Origin of the sequence: Nakamurella leprariae, assembly GCF_016918035.1 — a bacterium.
GTDB lineage: Bacteria > Actinomycetota > Actinomycetes > Mycobacteriales > Nakamurellaceae > Nakamurella > Nakamurella leprariae.
In genome coordinates, this window is sequence record NZ_JAERWK010000016.1 from 196,610 (window position 1) to 210,614 (window position 14,005).

13 protein-coding genes are annotated in these 14,005 nt (G+C 72.8%); 5 read left to right on the forward strand and 8 right to left on the reverse strand.

Translation table 11 applies throughout. The annotated features are described in order from the left end of the window. Positions 1-2: 2 nt before the first annotated feature. The 3 genes from JL106_RS13195 to pyrR form a co-directional block, all read right to left on the reverse strand. Positions 3-1,352, reverse strand: a complete 1,350-nt coding sequence (locus tag JL106_RS13195; RefSeq protein ID WP_205261173.1) for a dihydroorotase — start codon at positions 1,350-1,352, stop codon at positions 3-5. An 89-nt stretch (positions 1,353-1,441) separates the two neighbouring features. Continuing rightward, a complete protein-coding gene (locus tag JL106_RS13200) occupies positions 1,442-2,365 on the reverse strand; it encodes an aspartate carbamoyltransferase catalytic subunit (protein WP_205261281.1) in 924 nt (307 codons plus the stop codon). A 335-nt stretch (positions 2,366-2,700) separates the two neighbouring features. Further along, the gene (pyrR, locus tag JL106_RS21065) at positions 2,701-3,477 is read right to left on the reverse strand and encodes a bifunctional pyr operon transcriptional regulator/uracil phosphoribosyltransferase PyrR (RefSeq protein ID WP_205261174.1); all 777 of its coding nucleotides are present in this window, start codon (positions 3,475-3,477) and stop codon (positions 2,701-2,703) included. Between the two features lie 395 nt (positions 3,478-3,872). Here pyrR and bldD point away from each other — a divergent pair, with 395 nt between their 5' ends. Beyond that, positions 3,873-4,355, forward strand: a complete 483-nt coding sequence (gene bldD, locus JL106_RS13210; RefSeq protein ID WP_205257078.1) for a transcriptional regulator BldD — start codon at positions 3,873-3,875, stop codon at positions 4,353-4,355. Between the two features lie 119 nt (positions 4,356-4,474). Here bldD and JL106_RS13215 read toward each other — a convergent pair whose 3' ends face one another. Genes JL106_RS13215 through JL106_RS13225 form a run of 3 tightly spaced genes read right to left on the reverse strand, consistent with a single transcriptional unit; the run spans position 4,475 to position 8,084 of the window. Further along, complete coding sequence (locus JL106_RS13215) at positions 4,475-5,287, reverse strand: FAD binding domain-containing protein (RefSeq protein ID WP_205261175.1); 813 nt, start codon at positions 5,285-5,287, stop codon at positions 4,475-4,477. Then, positions 5,284-5,778 carry a (2Fe-2S)-binding protein gene (locus JL106_RS13220; RefSeq protein WP_205261176.1) on the reverse strand — a complete coding sequence of 165 codons (495 nt, stop codon included), beginning with the start codon at positions 5,776-5,778 and terminating at the stop codon, positions 5,284-5,286. Before JL106_RS13220 ends, JL106_RS13215 begins: the two co-directional genes overlap by 4 nt. Continuing rightward, complete coding sequence (locus JL106_RS13225; RefSeq protein ID WP_236007570.1) at positions 5,778-8,084, reverse strand: xanthine dehydrogenase family protein molybdopterin-binding subunit; 2,307 nt, start codon at positions 8,082-8,084, stop codon at positions 5,778-5,780. Before JL106_RS13225 ends, JL106_RS13220 begins: the two co-directional genes overlap by 1 nt. A gap of 257 nt (positions 8,085-8,341) precedes the next feature. On the opposite strand from JL106_RS13225, the gene JL106_RS13230 reads away from it, so the two are divergent. The 4 genes from JL106_RS13230 to JL106_RS13245 all read left to right on the forward strand — a co-directional run bounded on the left by JL106_RS13230 (position 8,342) and on the right by JL106_RS13245 (position 12,432). After that, complete coding sequence (locus tag JL106_RS13230; RefSeq protein ID WP_205261177.1) at positions 8,342-9,247, forward strand: AAA family ATPase; 906 nt, start codon at positions 8,342-8,344, stop codon at positions 9,245-9,247. Positions 9,248-9,271: 24 nt separating this feature from the next. Then, positions 9,272-10,435, forward strand: coding sequence for a vWA domain-containing protein (locus JL106_RS22095; RefSeq protein WP_205261178.1), 1,164 nt, complete (start codon positions 9,272-9,274; stop codon positions 10,433-10,435). Then, positions 10,428-11,561 carry an XdhC family protein gene (locus JL106_RS22100; protein ID WP_205261179.1) on the forward strand — a complete coding sequence of 378 codons (1,134 nt, stop codon included), beginning with the start codon at positions 10,428-10,430 and terminating at the stop codon, positions 11,559-11,561. The genes JL106_RS22095 and JL106_RS22100 overlap by 8 nt, the downstream gene beginning before the upstream one ends. 91 nt (positions 11,562-11,652) lie before the next feature. Beyond that, on the forward strand, positions 11,653-12,432 hold the full coding sequence (locus JL106_RS13245) for an SRPBCC family protein (protein WP_205261180.1): 780 nt from the start codon (positions 11,653-11,655) through the stop codon (positions 12,430-12,432). 55 nt (positions 12,433-12,487) lie between these two features. Here the strand turns inward: JL106_RS13245 and JL106_RS13250 are convergent, their stop codons facing one another. Together JL106_RS13250 and JL106_RS13255 are read right to left on the reverse strand one after the other, a co-directional pair. After that, positions 12,488-13,399: a glucose 1-dehydrogenase gene (locus JL106_RS13250; RefSeq protein ID WP_205261181.1), complete on the reverse strand. Its 912-nt coding sequence runs from the start codon at positions 13,397-13,399 to the stop codon at positions 12,488-12,490. A 53-nt stretch (positions 13,400-13,452) separates the two neighbouring features. After that, positions 13,453-13,905 carry a hypothetical protein gene (locus JL106_RS13255; protein ID WP_205261182.1) on the reverse strand — a complete coding sequence of 151 codons (453 nt, stop codon included), beginning with the start codon at positions 13,903-13,905 and terminating at the stop codon, positions 13,453-13,455. Positions 13,906-14,005: the final 100 nt, after the last annotated feature.

Genomic DNA, 14,005 nt, shown 5'->3' on the forward strand with positions numbered 1-14,005 from the left:
GGTCACTCCCCTCGGGTGCCGAGCCCGGCACCGACGTCCGCGCCGACCAGCTGCCCGTCCAGCACGGTCGGCCGACCGCGCAGGAAGGTGGCCACCACGCGTCCGGGCAGCTCGCGCCCCTCGAACGGCGTGTTGGCCGACCGGCTGGCCAGTTCCGACCCGCGCACCACCCAGGTGGCGTCCGGGTCGACCAGGGTCAGGTTGGCCGGTTCACCGACGGCGACGGGTCGCCCGTGGCCGGCCAGCCGCCCGATCCGGGCAGGATTCTCCGACATCACCCGGGCCACGCCGCGCCAGTCGAGCAGGCCGGTCCGGACCATCGTCTCCAGCACCACCGACAACGCCGTCTGCAGACCCAGCATGCCCGGCGAGGCCTGGTCCCACTCGCACTCCTTGTCCTGCTGGGCGTGCGGCGCGTGATCGGTGGCGACGATGTCGATGGTGCCGTCGGCCAGGCCGGCGCGGACCGCGGCCACGTCGGCGTCGGTGCGCAGCGGCGGGTTGACCTTGAACACCGGGTCGTAGCCGACCGCCAGCTCGTCGGTGAGCACCAGGTGGTGCGGGGTGACCTCGGCGGTCACCGCGGTGCCGCGCGCCTTGGCCGCCGCCACCACGTCGACGGAGCCCGCGGTGGACAGGTGGCAGACGTGCAGCCGCGAGTCGACGTGGTCGGTGAGCAGGCAGTCGCGCGCGATGATCGCTTCCTCGGCCACCGCAGGCCAGCCGGTCAGGCCGAGCCGGGCCGACACCGCGCCCTCGTGCATCTGGGCGCCGACGGTCAGCCGCGGCTCCTGCGCGTGCTGGGCGACCACCCCGTCGAACGCCTTGACGTACTCCAGCGCCCGCCGCATCAGCATCGGGTCGGACACGCAGTCGCCGTCGTCGGAGAAGACCCGGACCGCCGCGACGGAGGTGGCCATGGCCCCGAGCTCGGCCAGCCGCTCCCCCTTGCGCCCGACGGTGACGGCGCCGATGGGCAGCACGTCGACCAGGCCGATGTCCTGGCCGAGCCGGAACACCTGCTCGACCACGCCGGCGGTGTCCGCCACGGGGTCGGTGTTGGGCATGGCGAAGACCGCGGTGTAGCCACCGAGCGCCGCCGCCGCCGAACCGGTCCCGACCGTCTCGGCGTCCTCCCGGCCGGGTTCGCGCAGATGGGTGTGCAGGTCGACCAGACCGGGCAGCAGGACCCGCCCGGTGGCGTCGATCTCCTGGGCCCCGGCCGCCGCCGGGTGCGCAGCCGCGTCCGCGCCGAGAGCCACGATCACCCCGTCGGCCAGCAGCACGTCCGTCGGCTCCTCGCCGTAGGGGGCGGCGTGGCGCAGCAGCACGGGCACCGGTCGGTCGGTCACGGGCAGAGGCCTCTCGGGATCGGGGAACGACGCGGTGGGTCCGGGACGGGAACGGGTGCCCGCGGTTCCGGGCGGGGTCGGCGCAGCGGTCACGCCGCCACCTCGCCGGACAGCAGCAGGTAGAGCACGGCCATCCGGACGGTGACACCGTTGCCGACCTGCTCGACGATCAGCGAGTCGGGACCGTCCGCCACCTCGGAGGCGATCTCCATGCCGCGGTTCATCGGACCGGGGTGCAGCACCACGCCGTGGTCGGCCAGCAGCGAGTGGCGGCGACGATCCAGTCCGTAGCGGCGGCTGTACTCCCGCGCGGTCGGGAAGAACGCGCCACCCATCCGCTCCCGCTGCACCCGCAGCATCATCACCGCGTCGGCACCGGGCAGGGCCGCGTCCAGGTCGTACTCGACGGTCGCGGGCCAGCCGGCCACGCCGACCGGCAGCAGGGTCGGCGGCGCCACCAGGGTCACCTCGGCACCGAGCGTGGACAGCATCAGCACGTTGGACCGGGCGACGCGTGAGTGCAGCACGTCACCGACCACCACGATGCGGCGACCGTCCAGGTCGCCGAGGTGCCGGCGCAGCGTGTAGGCGTCCAGCAGCGCCTGGGTCGGATGCTCGTGGGTGCCGTCCCCGGCGTTCACCACATGCCCATCGACCCAGCCGGAGAGCCGTTCCGGCGCACCCGACGAGGAGTGGCGGCAGACCACCGCGTCGGCGCCCATCGCCTGCAGCGTCCAGGCGGTGTCCTTGAGCGACTCGCCCTTGGACACCGACGACCCCTTGGCCGAGAAGTTGATGACGTCCGCCGACAACCGCTTGGCGGCCAGCTCGAACGACATGCGGGTGCGGGTGGAGTCCTCGTAGAACAGGTTCACCACGGTCCGGCCGCGCAGCGTCGGCAGCTTGCGCACCTCACGTCCGCCCAGGACCTGCTCGAGCCGGCTCGCCGTGTCCAGCACGTGCAGGGCGGTGGCCCGGTCCAGGTCGCCGGCCGAGAGCAGGTGCCGCGGCATCCGCGGTGCCGGCAGCTGGTCGGACCCGGCGGGTGATCCGGTGGTCGACCCAGCGAAGGACGGGCCGTCGGCCGATTCGGACATCCGGGCGGGACCGACCGCTCCGGACGCACCCGGCGTCGTCGGAGCGCCGGCCTCCGCCACGGACTGCGACGACAGGGACGACATGATCACGTTCGGCTCCCCGTCACCCTCGGTCGGGTCGGTCCGCCGAGGTCCGCCCGAACGAGTGACGTGCGCAGCCGGCGCGCCCGGTTCCGTGGTCGGCGCCTCGGCGGGCGGGAACGGCGCACCAGCGGTGCGGTGTCCGGCCCGCTCGGTCCCGGTCCGGATGGTCATCGGGTCAACCTCTCCTGCGGCACCTGGTCATCGGGCGCTGCGGCCCCGGGCCTGGCGGACGGGCCGACGCCGGCGCCCGCGGCGTCCGGACCGGCCGGCCCGGCGGCGGTCCCGGCGGCCCGGGTGAGCACCACCTCGTCGACGCCGTCGACCGAGGCGACCCGGACCGACACGTCGTCACCCAGCGCGGTGGGGATGTTCTTGCCGACGTAGTCGGCTCGGATCGGCAACTGCCGGTGGCCCCGGTCGACCAGCACGGCCAGTTGCACGACGGCCGGACGGCCGTGGTCGCGCAAGGCGTCCAGCGCCGCCCGCACGGTGCGGCCGGAGAACAGCACGTCATCGACCAGGATCACCACCGCGTCGTCGACACCGTCACCGGGGATCGACGTCTCCTCGAGCGCCCGCGGCGGACGTCGCCGCAGGTCGTCGCGGTAGAGCGTGATGTCCAGGGCGCCGACCGCGGGACCACCCGAGCCGGACACGCCGGCGTCGGCCACCCGGCCGGACGGGTCGCGGTGATCGTCGGCGAAGGCGCGCATCCGATCACCGAGCCGCCGGGCGAGGTCGACGCCGCGGGTCGGGATGCCCAGCAGCACGACCGGGTCGTCGCCGTGTCGTTCCAGGATCTGGTGGGCCATCCGGTCGATCGTCCGGGCCAGTGCGGCCGCGGACAGGACGGTGGTGGCCGGACCGGTCGGGGTCCGCCGGTCGGCATCGGCGCCGGGCGGACCCGTCGTCGGGTCGGCCGGACGCGGGCGCGCGAGAGCCATCACGACTCCTTCCCCGCCTCTCTGGACGGTCCTTAAAGGATGTCTTCGGCTGTCCACCCTACCGGGCCGGCCGACCGTCCCCGCACCACGACCGCGGGCGGAGCCAGCCGGTCCGGGCGGTGCCCGGCGGCCCGGCCGCCGGGGTGGGTGGCGTCGCGGCCGATCTCCCCGGAGGACGCCGATCCGCGGGTCGCGGACCGCGCGCCCGGGTCGGCCGGACGCAACACGCCGACCGGACACGCCCCGCGTCCATTCGGACGCGTTTCGCCCGATCGTGATCGTCGGAGTGTTGTCCAATCCGGCCCCGGTTCGACTACTCTGCGTATCAAAGCGACTGACCGCTGCGACCGCCATCGCCGAGCGGCTCAGTGGGCGACCGCGATAGGGAGTTGGCCATGTCTCAGGACTACGCGCACGCGCTGGGTGCTCGGCTGCGGGCGATCCGCGCGCAGCAGGGATTGAGCCTGCACGGCGTCGAGGAGAAGTCGGACGGACGCTGGAAGGCGGTCGTCGTCGGCTCCTACGAGCGTGGCGACCGGGCCGTCACCGTGGCCAAGCTGGCCGAACTGGCCGAGTTCTACGGCGTGCCGGTGGCCGAGCTGCTGCCCGACGCCCGGGCCACCCGCCGGGGCGCCCCGAGTCCCCGACTGGTCATCGACCTGCAGCGGCTCGGCGAGCTCCCCACCCACCAGGCCGGCCCACTGGCCCGGTACGCGGCGGCGATCCAGTCGCAGCGCGGTGACTACAACGGCAAGGTCCTCACCATCCGCGCCGAGGACCTGCGGTCGCTCGCCGTCATCTACGACATGAGCCCCGAGGACCTGACCGAGCAACTCGTCCGCTGGGGTGTGCTGCCGGCCGGCACCGAGCTCGACTGACCTCCACCCGCTGACCGGGCGCCCAGAGCGCCGGTCTCCGGCCCGATCGCACTCGCGGCAGCACCCGATCGGCCCGTCACCGTTGATGGTGACGGGCCGATCGGCGTCGCGGGTGGTTCTCAGGCCGCGGCGGCGGCCAGCGACCGCCGGGTCAGCACCCGCGCCAGATGACGGCGGTAGTCGGGGTCGGCATGCATGTCCTGCACCGGCTCGGTGCCGTCGGCGGCCAGGGCCGCCGCGTCCTCGATCGACGCCCCCTCCGCGAGGGCCTGCTCGGTCGCCGTCGCCCGCGTCGGGCGTCCGCCCATGTTGGCCAGCGCCACCCGACCGGCGACCGTCGCCACCGCCACGATGGCCCAGTCGTTGGCCCGCCGGGTGAACTTCTCGTAGTGCGCCCCGGTGGGGCCGGTGCGCAGCACCCGGATCTCGACCAGCACCTCGTCCGGCTCGAGGGCGGTCTCGAAGAAGCCGAGGAAGAAGTCGTCCACTGCGATGGTGCGTCGCCCGGCCGCGCCCTGCGCGACCAACGTCGCGCCGGACGCCAGCACGGCGGCCGGCAGATCGGCAGCCGGATCGGCGTGCGCCAGCGACCCGCCGATGGTGCCCCGGTGGCGGATCTGCGGATCGCCGACGTGACCGGCCACCAGCCCGATCAACGGCGCCTCGGCCCGCAGCACCTCGGACGTCACCAGGTCGCGGTGCCGGGTCAGCCCACCGATGGCCACCTCGTCGCCATCGACGCGGATGTAGGACGCCTCGCGCAGGTGCCGGATGTCGATCAGCGTCTCCGGGACGGCCAGCCGCAACTTCATCATCGGCAGCAGCGAGTGCCCGCCAGCCAGCAGTTTGGCGTCGTCTCCGTGCTCGCCCAGCAGCGAGACCGCCTCGTCGATCGAGCCGGCCCGGACGTAGTCGAAGGATGCGGGGATCATCGGGTCTGCACCGCTGCGTCGACCCGGTCGCCGGACATCTCGTCTGCGGCGGACAGCACGGCGCGGACGATGTTGTGGTAGCCGGTGCACCGACAGATGTTGCCCTCGAGCTCTTCTCGGACCTCACGCTCGTCCGGGTGCGGGTTCTGGCTGAGCAGCGAGGCGGCAGCCATCACCATCCCCGGGGTGCAGAACCCGCACTGCAGACCGTGCTCGCGCCGGAACGCGGCCTGCACCGGGTGCAGGGTGTCGCCGTCGGCCAGGCCCTCCAGGGTGGTGACCGACGACCCGGACGCCTGCGCGGCGAGCACCGTGCAGGACTTCACCGACTCGCCGTCCAGGTGCACGGTGCAGGCACCGCAGGACGTCGTGTCGCAGCCGATGTTGGTGGCGGTCAACCCACAGACGTCCCGCAGGTAGTGGGCCAGCAACATCCGTGGCTGGACCTCGTCGGTCCGCTCCACTCCGTTGACCGTGATCGTGACCTGCATCAGCTGTTCCCCTTCGCGGCGTTGATGGCGGACCAGACCCGCATCGGGCTCGTCGGCATGTCGATGTGACGCACACCCAGGTGGGCGACGGCGTCGACGACGGCGTTCTGCACGGCCGGCGTCGCGCCGATGGTGCCCGCCTCGCCGATCCCCTTGGCGCCGAGCGGGTTGTAGCTGGTGGGTGTCTCGGTGGTGACCAGCTCGAAGCTGGGCATCTCGGTGGCGGTGACGATCGGGTAGTCGGCGAACGTCGTCGTCGTCGGATTGCCGTCCTCGTCGTAGAGGACCTCCTCGAGCAGCGCCTGCGCCGCGCCCTGGGCCAGTCCCCCGTGTCGCTGTCCCTCCGCGATCAGCGGGTTGATGATGACGCCGGCGTCGTCCAGGGCGATGAGCCGCTGCAGCACCGCCTTGCCCGTCTCGGTGTCGACCTCGACCACCGCCACGTGGGCCCCGAAGGGATACGTCGCCCCGGCCGCGCTGAAGATGCTGCGCACCTTGAGCGGCTCCTTGGCGGCCAGCGCCGCGAAGCTGACGGTGCTGGTCGGCACGCCGCGCACGGCCAGACCGGCGTTGGCGTGGTCGACCACGAGATCCTCGGGCGACACCTCGAGTTCGTCCGCGGCGCGCGCCTTGGCCACTTCGACCAGCTCGATGGCGGCCTGCTTCACCGCGGCGCCACCCTGCTGCAGACTGCGCGATCCGCCGGTGCCGCCGCCCTCGGGCACCAGGTCGGTGTCACCCCACTTCACGGTGATCCTCTCGAGCGGGATGCCGAGCTCGACGCTGGCCAGCATGGCCCAGACCGTGGAGTGACCCTGGCCGTGCGGCGAGGTGCCGGTCAGGATGGTGACGCTGCCGTCGGGATGCACCTCCACGGTGGCGTTCTCCTTGGACGCCCCGGCCTCACCACCGCCGCCGGTGATCTCGACATAGACGCTCAGCCCGATGCCCAGCTGGCGGGCGTCGCCGCGCTCGCGACGACGGGCCTGCTCGGCCCGCAGTCCCGTGTAGTCGGCCGCCTCGAGCACGGTCTCCAGCGCCATCGGGTAGTCACCGGAGTCGTAGACGGCGCCACCCTTGCTCTGCAGCGGCTCGGTGAACGCCGGCAGCAGGTTCCGGCGGCGCACCTCGGCCGGGTCCATGCCGATCTCGGCGGCGAACAGGTCCATGGCCCGCTCGACGACCGCGGTCGCCTCGGGCCGACCGGCGCCCCGGTAGGCGCCGACGGGCGTGGTGTTGGTGACGACGCTGACGTACGAGGTCTGCATCTTCTCGATGTCGTAGACGCCGGGAGCCATCAGCAGCGTCAGCGTCGGCAGCATCGCCCCGAACCGCGGATAGGCGCCGCTGTCCTGCAGGACGTGGAGCTTGTAGGCGGTGACGTTGCCGTCACGGGTCCCGCCGATGGTGATGGTCTGGACCTGGGCGCGGCCGTGCGTCATCGCGACCATGTTCTCCGAGCGGGTCTCCACCCAGGTGGTCGGCCGGCCGAGCCGTCGCGCCACCCACGCCACGACCGCGTGCTCCGGGTCGGCGCCGAACTTGGCGCCGAACGCCCCACCCACCGCCGGGGTGATGATCCGGACCTGCTCCAACGGCAGGCCGAGCATCCGGGCCATCGACCCCTGGGTGCCCTGCGCGCCCTGGTTCGGGACCCACGCCGTCAGCCGGCCGTCCTCGCCCCACACAGCGGCACCGGCGCGCACCTCCAACGGCGCGACCGCCACCCGCTGGTTGAGGATCTCGTGGGTGACCACGACCTCGCACCCGGCGAAGATGTCCTCGTCGAACTCCTGATCGGCGCTGCCGCAGACCACGTTGGTGCCGGCGTCCGGGAAGAGCAGCGTGTCGCCCTGCAGCGCGTCCTTCGGGTCGACCACGGCCGGCAGCGGGTCGTAGTCGACCTCGACCAGCTCGGCCGCGTCCTCCCCGGCGTACCGGGAGTCGGTGACGACGACGGCCACCGGCTCGCCGACGAAGCGGACCGAGCCGCTGGCCAGCAGCGACTGGAACATGGCGTCCTGGAACATCGGCATCATGGCCGTCTGCTGCGGGATGCCGTCCAGATCGTCGGCGGTGAACACCGCGACGCAGCCCGGGACGTCCAGCGCGGCCGAGCTGTCGATCGACGCGATGCGCGCGTGGGCGATCGGTGAGCGGACGAAGGTGATGCGCAGGGCATCGGTCAGCCGTTCGTCGACCAGGTCCTCGGTGTAGACGGCACCGGTGGTCAGGAACTCCGGATCCTCCAGGCGCTGGACCCGGGTGCCGAGGATACTGCCCGGGGCGGGCATGGTCGCGGTCATGTGCGGATCCCTGTCTGGGGGGCCGAGGAACGCATCAGCCGGTCTTCCCTTCATCGACGACCGAATCTCGGATCGGCGGAGATTCGGCGGCGGGACGCTGCGGGAGCGTGCGCGACCGTCATGGGCGCGTGGTACGAACGTTAGTTAGCGGAATCGTGTCCGTCGACCGCAGGGCCCAAGATCTCTCCTGCGGCCACCCGATCGCCGGAACGTCGAGGGCGACCGACCACCGCAGCGGCAAGGGAGACGATGCTCGGATGATCCAGTCCCGGACCTTCGCGGACCCGGCCGCCGTCGCGGCGGCGCTCGAGCGGGTGGGGTACCTGGCCGACGCCGGTGTGGCCACCGCCGCCCACCTCGCGCTGCGCACCGGGCGGCCACTGTTCCTCGAGGGTGATCCCGGGGTGGGCAAGACCGCGCTGGCCCAGGCACTGGCGGACATCACCGACGCCCGGTTGGTCCGGTTGCAGTGCTACGAGGGCATCGACGCCAGCCAGGCCCTCTACGACTGGGACTTCCCCCGACAGATCCTGCACCTGCGGGCCATGGCGGACGGGCCGGACCGACCCGAGGGGTACGACCCGGCCCGGGCCGAGGCCTCGCTGTACGACCGGCGGTTCCTGCTGGACCGCCCGATCCTGCAGGCCCTGGAGGGCACGCCGGCCGTCCTGCTGATCGACGAGATCGACCGCGCTGACGACGAGTTCGAGGCGTTCCTGCTGGAGGTGCTGGCCGACAACGCGGTGACCATCCCCGAACTCGGCACCATCCGCGCGGTGACCCCGCCGATCGTCGTCCTCACCTCCAACCGCACGCGGGAGGTGCACGACGCCCTCAAACGCCGCTGCTTCTACCTGTGGGTTGCCCATCCGGACTTCGAGCGGGAGGTCCAGATCGTCCGGGGCCACCTGGCCGACGTCCCCGACCGGCTCGCCCGCGACGTCGCCGGACTGATGGGGACCCTGCGCACCATGGACCTGCTCAAGCCGCCCGGGGTGGCCGAGTCGATCGACTGGACCCGGGCCCTTCAGGTGCTGGGCGCCACCCGGCTGGACCGGACGAACGCGACGGCGACGCTGGGGGCGGCGATCAAGTACCGCGAGGACCAGGTCCGGGTCGAGCGTGAGGTGCTGCCGCAACTGGACGGGGCGCTGGTCCTGTGAACGTGATCCTGTGAACGTGGTCCGGTGAACGCGGCCGACGGAGCCGTCATCGACCGGCGGGACGACGGGCCGGAGGAGCAGCCGGACGTCGTCGAGACGATGACCGGCTTCGCCTGGGCGTTGCGCGCGGCCGGGGTCAACGCCGGGCGCGAGCGGTTGACCACCTGTCTGACCGCCCTGGAGCACGTCGACCCGGTCGACCCGGAGGCCGTCTACTGGACCTGCCGGGTCTCGTTCTGCTCGGAACCCGACGACCAGGCCCGGTTCGATGCCGTGTTCGGTCGGTGGTTCCTCGAGGCCGACCCGGAGGACCCCGAGCCGGCGTCCGCCGGCGATGCCCCGATCGACCGACTGGCCGCGCGGCGGCCGCCCGGCGCGCCCGGCGATCGCCAGGAGGTGGTCGAGGAGGATCCGTCGTCGGCCACCGAGGCGGCCGACGTGGAGGTGCTCCGCCATCGCGACGTCGCGCTGCTGGCGGACGCCGAGCGTGATGAGATCAACCGGATGATCGCGCTGCTCGCCCCGCGGGTGGGCCGACGACGCACCCTGCGGCGCGCGCGGGGCGGCCGGGAGCGGCTCGACGTGGGCCGGACCGTGCGGGCCATGTTGGGCACCGGCGGTGAACCGGTCCGGCTGGTCCGCGACCACCGGCGGGACAAGCCGCGCCGGCTGGTGCTACTCATCGACGTCAGCGGGTCGATGGCGCCGTACGCCGACGTGGTGCTGCGGTTCGCGCACGCCGCGGCCCGGGTCTCCCCGGCGACCGAGGTCTTCACCCTCGGCACCCACCTGACCCGGGTCACCCGCCAGCTCCGGCTCCGAGATCCGGACCACGCGCTCAGCGCGGCCGGCGCGGCCATCCCCGACTGGAGCGGCGGCACCCGGCTCGGTGAGACGCTGCGGGCGTTCCTGGACCGGTGGGGGCAGCGCGGGCTCGCCCGGCGGGCCGTGGTCGTGATCGCCTCCGACGGCTGGGAACGCGGCGACGCAGCGCTGCTGGGCGAGCAGATGGCCCGGCTGGCCCGGCTGGCGCACCGGGTGGTGTGGATCAATCCGCACCGCGGCAAGGCCGGGTTCGCACCGGCCACCGCGGGCATGGTGGCGGCGTTGCCGTCCATCGACGATCTCGTGGCGGGACACAGTGTCGCCGCGCTGACCCATGTTGCTGAGGTGATCGCCCGTGCGTGACGTCATCGCCGAACTCGAGACCTGGTGGCGAGCCGGGGTTCCGGTCGCCGTGGGATCGGTGGTCGGCACCTGGAGCTCCTCGCCCCGACAACCGGGCGCGGCCATGGTCGTCGGCCCCGACGACAGCGTGGTCGGCAGCGTCTCGGGCGGCTGCGTGGAGGGCGCGGTCTTCGAGCTCGCCGTCGCGGCCCGGGACGACGGCGCGCCGGTGCTGCAGCGCTACGGCGTCAGCGACGACGACGCCTTCGCCGTCGGCCTGACCTGCGGCGGGATCATCGACATCTTCGTCGAGCGGATCGACCAGCAGTCCTTCCCCGAGCTGGGCGACATCGCCCAGGACATCCGCGAGGGACGCCCGGTCGCCGTCGCCACCCTCATCAGTGACGTCGAGGGCGGGACCCGCACCGGGCGACGGCTGGTGCTGCGCGACGGCGGCACCTCCGGGTCGCTCGGCAGCGAGCGGCTGGACGACGCCGTCCGTGACGACCTCGTCGGCATGCTCGAGCAGGGCCGCACCGGAATCGTCCACTACGGCCCGGACGGAGAACGCCGCGGAGACGACATCGCGGTCTTCGTCGCGGCCTACGCGCCGCGCCCGCGGATGATCGTGTTCGGAGCGATCGACTTCGCCGCCGCCGTGGCCCGCATCGGGTCCTTCCTCGGCTACCACGTGACGGTGTGCGATGCGCGGCCGACGTTCACCACGGCGAAGCGGTTCCCGGAGGCGGACCAGGTGGTGGTCCAGTGGCCGCACCGCTACCTGCAGGCCGAGCACGAGGCCGGCCGGGTCGACGCGCGCACGGTCGTCTGCGTGCTGACCCACGACCCCAAGTTCGACGTGCCGTTGCTCGAACTGGCCCTGCGCCTGCCGCTCGGCTACCTCGGGGCGATGGGCTCGCGCCGGACCAACGACGACCGGCTGGACCGGCTCCGCGAACTCGGACTGACCGAGGAGGAGCTGCAGCGCCTGCACGCGCCGATCGGGCTGGACGTCGGTGCCCGCACCCCGGAGGAGACCGCGGTGTCGGTCGCCGCCGAGATCACCCAGGTCCGCTGGGGTGGCACCGGAGCCCAGCTCCGGGCCGTCTCCGGGCCGATCCACCACCACGCCGAGGCGACGGTCTGAGTCCGTCGGCCGCCGCGTCCGGATCGTTGCTTCCGCGCCGGAAAGGAGTGGCGCCCGCGAGCCGGTGATCGGCACGGGATATCGTGCGCAGATGCAACTGGAGCATTCCTTCACGGTCCCCGTCGGCGTGGATGAGGCGTGGGATGTGCTGCTCGACATCGAACAGATCGCACCGTGCATGCCCGGGGCGACGGTGGACTCGGTCGACGGCGACGACTTCACGGCGACGGTCAAGGTCAAGCTCGGTCCGATCGCGATGACGTACAAGGTCAAGGCGCGCTTCGTCGAGAAGGACGCCGCGGCCCACCGCGCCGTCATCGAGGGCCGCGGCCGGGACGCGCGCGGCAACGGCACCGCCAACGCCACGGTGACGGCGGCGCTGGCCCAGGAGGGCGATCACACCAAGGTGACGGTGTCGACCGACCTGGACGTCACCGGCAAGCCCGCGCAGTTCGGCCGAGGCGTGATGGTCGATGTCGGCAACAAGCTCATCGGCCAGTTCGCCGCCTCGCTGGCCGACCAGATCGCCAGCGGCTCGGTCGGCAGCGCTGCCCCGTCCGCCGCCTCGTCCGCCGCCTCGGCTGCCGAGACCGGTCCGACCGCGGACGACGCCATCACGGCCCTGACCACGGCCGATCCATCGGCCGGCTCCGTGCCGTCGGGCGCCGAGGTCGGGATCGATCACGAGCACGCCCCGCCCGCGCGGCCCGCCGCGACGACCGGCCCGCGCACGGTCCCGCCCCGGGAGGTCGAACCGATCAACCTGCTCGACTCGGCCGGGTCCGCGGTGGCCAAGCGACTGGTGGCACCCGTCGGCGTGCTGGCCGTGCTGGCCGCGGTGTTCGTGTTCTGGCGGCGCCGGTCCCGGTGACGACCGGGGGACGGTGCCGACCGGCACCGTCCCCGTGCGCGTCCCGGGCCACCCGTCAGGGCGTGAGCACACCCCCGTCGACGTGGATGGTCGCGCCCACCACGTACGACGACTCGCCGCTGGCCAGGAACACGTAGGCCGGCGCGAGTTCGGCCGGCTGCCCCCAGCGGCCCAGGTACGTCTGCTCCCCCGTGGTCGGCAGATCCTCGGGCTTCTGCCCACCGGCCGGCTGCAGCGGCGTCCAGATCGAGCCGGGCGCAACGGCATTGACACGGATGCCCTTGGGCGCGAGCTGGGCCGCCAGCCCCTTGGCCAGGTTGTTCACCGTCGCCTTGGTGGCCGCGTAGTGCACCAGGTTCGGCGACGGCGCGTAGGCCTGGATGGACGTGGTGTTGATGATGGCCGAGCCCGGCACCAGGTGTGGGACGGCAGCCTTGGTGATCCAGAACGTGGCGTAGACGTTGGTCCTGAAGGTGGCGTCGAACTCGTCGTCCTCGAGATCGGTGATGGCGTCGACGTTCTGCTGCTTGCCGGCATTGTTCACCAGGATGTCGAGCCCGCCCAGCCCCTCGACGGCCTTGGCCACCAGCTCCTCGCACCACGGCTGGGAGGTGATGTCGCCGGGCAGGACCACGGCCGTCCGCCCGGCGGCCTCGATGAGACCGACGATGCGCCGCGCGTCCTGCTCCTCCTCCGGCAGGTAGGAGATCGCGACATCGGCACCCTCGCGGGCGAACGCGATGGCGACCGCGGCCCCGATCCCGGAGTCGCCGCCGGTGATGAGCGCCTTGCGGCCCTCCAGTCGTCCGGAGCCCCGGTAGGAGTCCTCGCCGTGGTCGGCGGGCACGTTCTGGGCCATCTCGGCGTCGGTGCCCGCGCCCTCGAGGTACTGCTCGTCCGGCTTCCGGTCGGCGTAGAGCGTGGTCGGGTCCTGCCGGGTGTACTGGTCGATGCGCTGGTCGGTCATGTCGACCAGTACCCACCGGGGTGCGCCGTCAACGCGGACCCGGCCGGGCGTGATCAGCGTCGGGTGCTGAGCACCAGAAGGTGCTGCCCGCCGCCGCGTTCCACGGTCACCTCCAGCGCCAGGGTCGGCGCCAGGCGCGGAAGCCGGACCCGCAACCACTCGGCACCCTGCTCGGCGTCGGTCGGACCAGGACACCGACCGACGACCTCGCGACCGCCCTTGCGGCCCAACCGCTCCACCGTGGTCAACAGCACGGCGGGATCGACGACGATCAGCTCGTCGGGCCAGCGGATCACCGGGGTGACGGCGCCCTTGCGGGTGTTGCAGGCCCGATGGGCCAGTCGGTCCGTTCCCCGCTGCGCACCCTTGGCCGGCTTCTGGGCGCTGAACCACTGGTCGACGCTGGGCCCGCGATCGTCGTTCACCGACCGGTCGGGATCGACCGGTTCGTCGCAGATCCAGCACCGCCATCCGTCGCGCTCGCCGACCTCGTCCAGTGCGCTCACGCCGCGCACGGTACCAACCGGGCGGCTCCCGTCCGGACCGTCGCCCGCGCGTCAGGATCGCATCAAGATCGGGCCCGCCGGCATCAAGGACCCGTCAGAA

Bases quoted from the DNA above. Each gene is read 5' to 3' on its own strand.
- JL106_RS13200 (WP_205261281.1), bottom strand. From the start codon at position 2,365: ATGCCGCGGCACCTGCTCTCGGCCGGCGACCTGGACCGGGCCACCGCC.
- pyrR (WP_205261174.1), bottom strand. From the start codon at position 3,477: ATGGCTCTCGCGCGCCCGCGTCCGGCCGACCCGACGACGGGTCCGCCC.
- bldD (WP_205257078.1), top strand. From the start codon at position 3,873: ATGTCTCAGGACTACGCGCACGCGCTGGGTGCTCGGCTGCGGGCGATC.
- JL106_RS13215 (WP_205261175.1), bottom strand. From the start codon at position 5,287: ATGATCCCCGCATCCTTCGACTACGTCCGGGCCGGCTCGATCGACGAG.
- JL106_RS13220 (WP_205261176.1), bottom strand. From the start codon at position 5,778: ATGCAGGTCACGATCACGGTCAACGGAGTGGAGCGGACCGACGAGGTC.
- JL106_RS13225 (WP_236007570.1), bottom strand. From the start codon at position 8,084: ATGACCGCGACCATGCCCGCCCCGGGCAGTATCCTCGGCACCCGGGTC.
- JL106_RS13230 (WP_205261177.1), top strand. From the start codon at position 8,342: ATGATCCAGTCCCGGACCTTCGCGGACCCGGCCGCCGTCGCGGCGGCG.
- JL106_RS13245 (WP_205261180.1), top strand. From the start codon at position 11,653: ATGCAACTGGAGCATTCCTTCACGGTCCCCGTCGGCGTGGATGAGGCG.
- JL106_RS13250 (WP_205261181.1), bottom strand. From the start codon at position 13,399: ATGACCGACCAGCGCATCGACCAGTACACCCGGCAGGACCCGACCACG.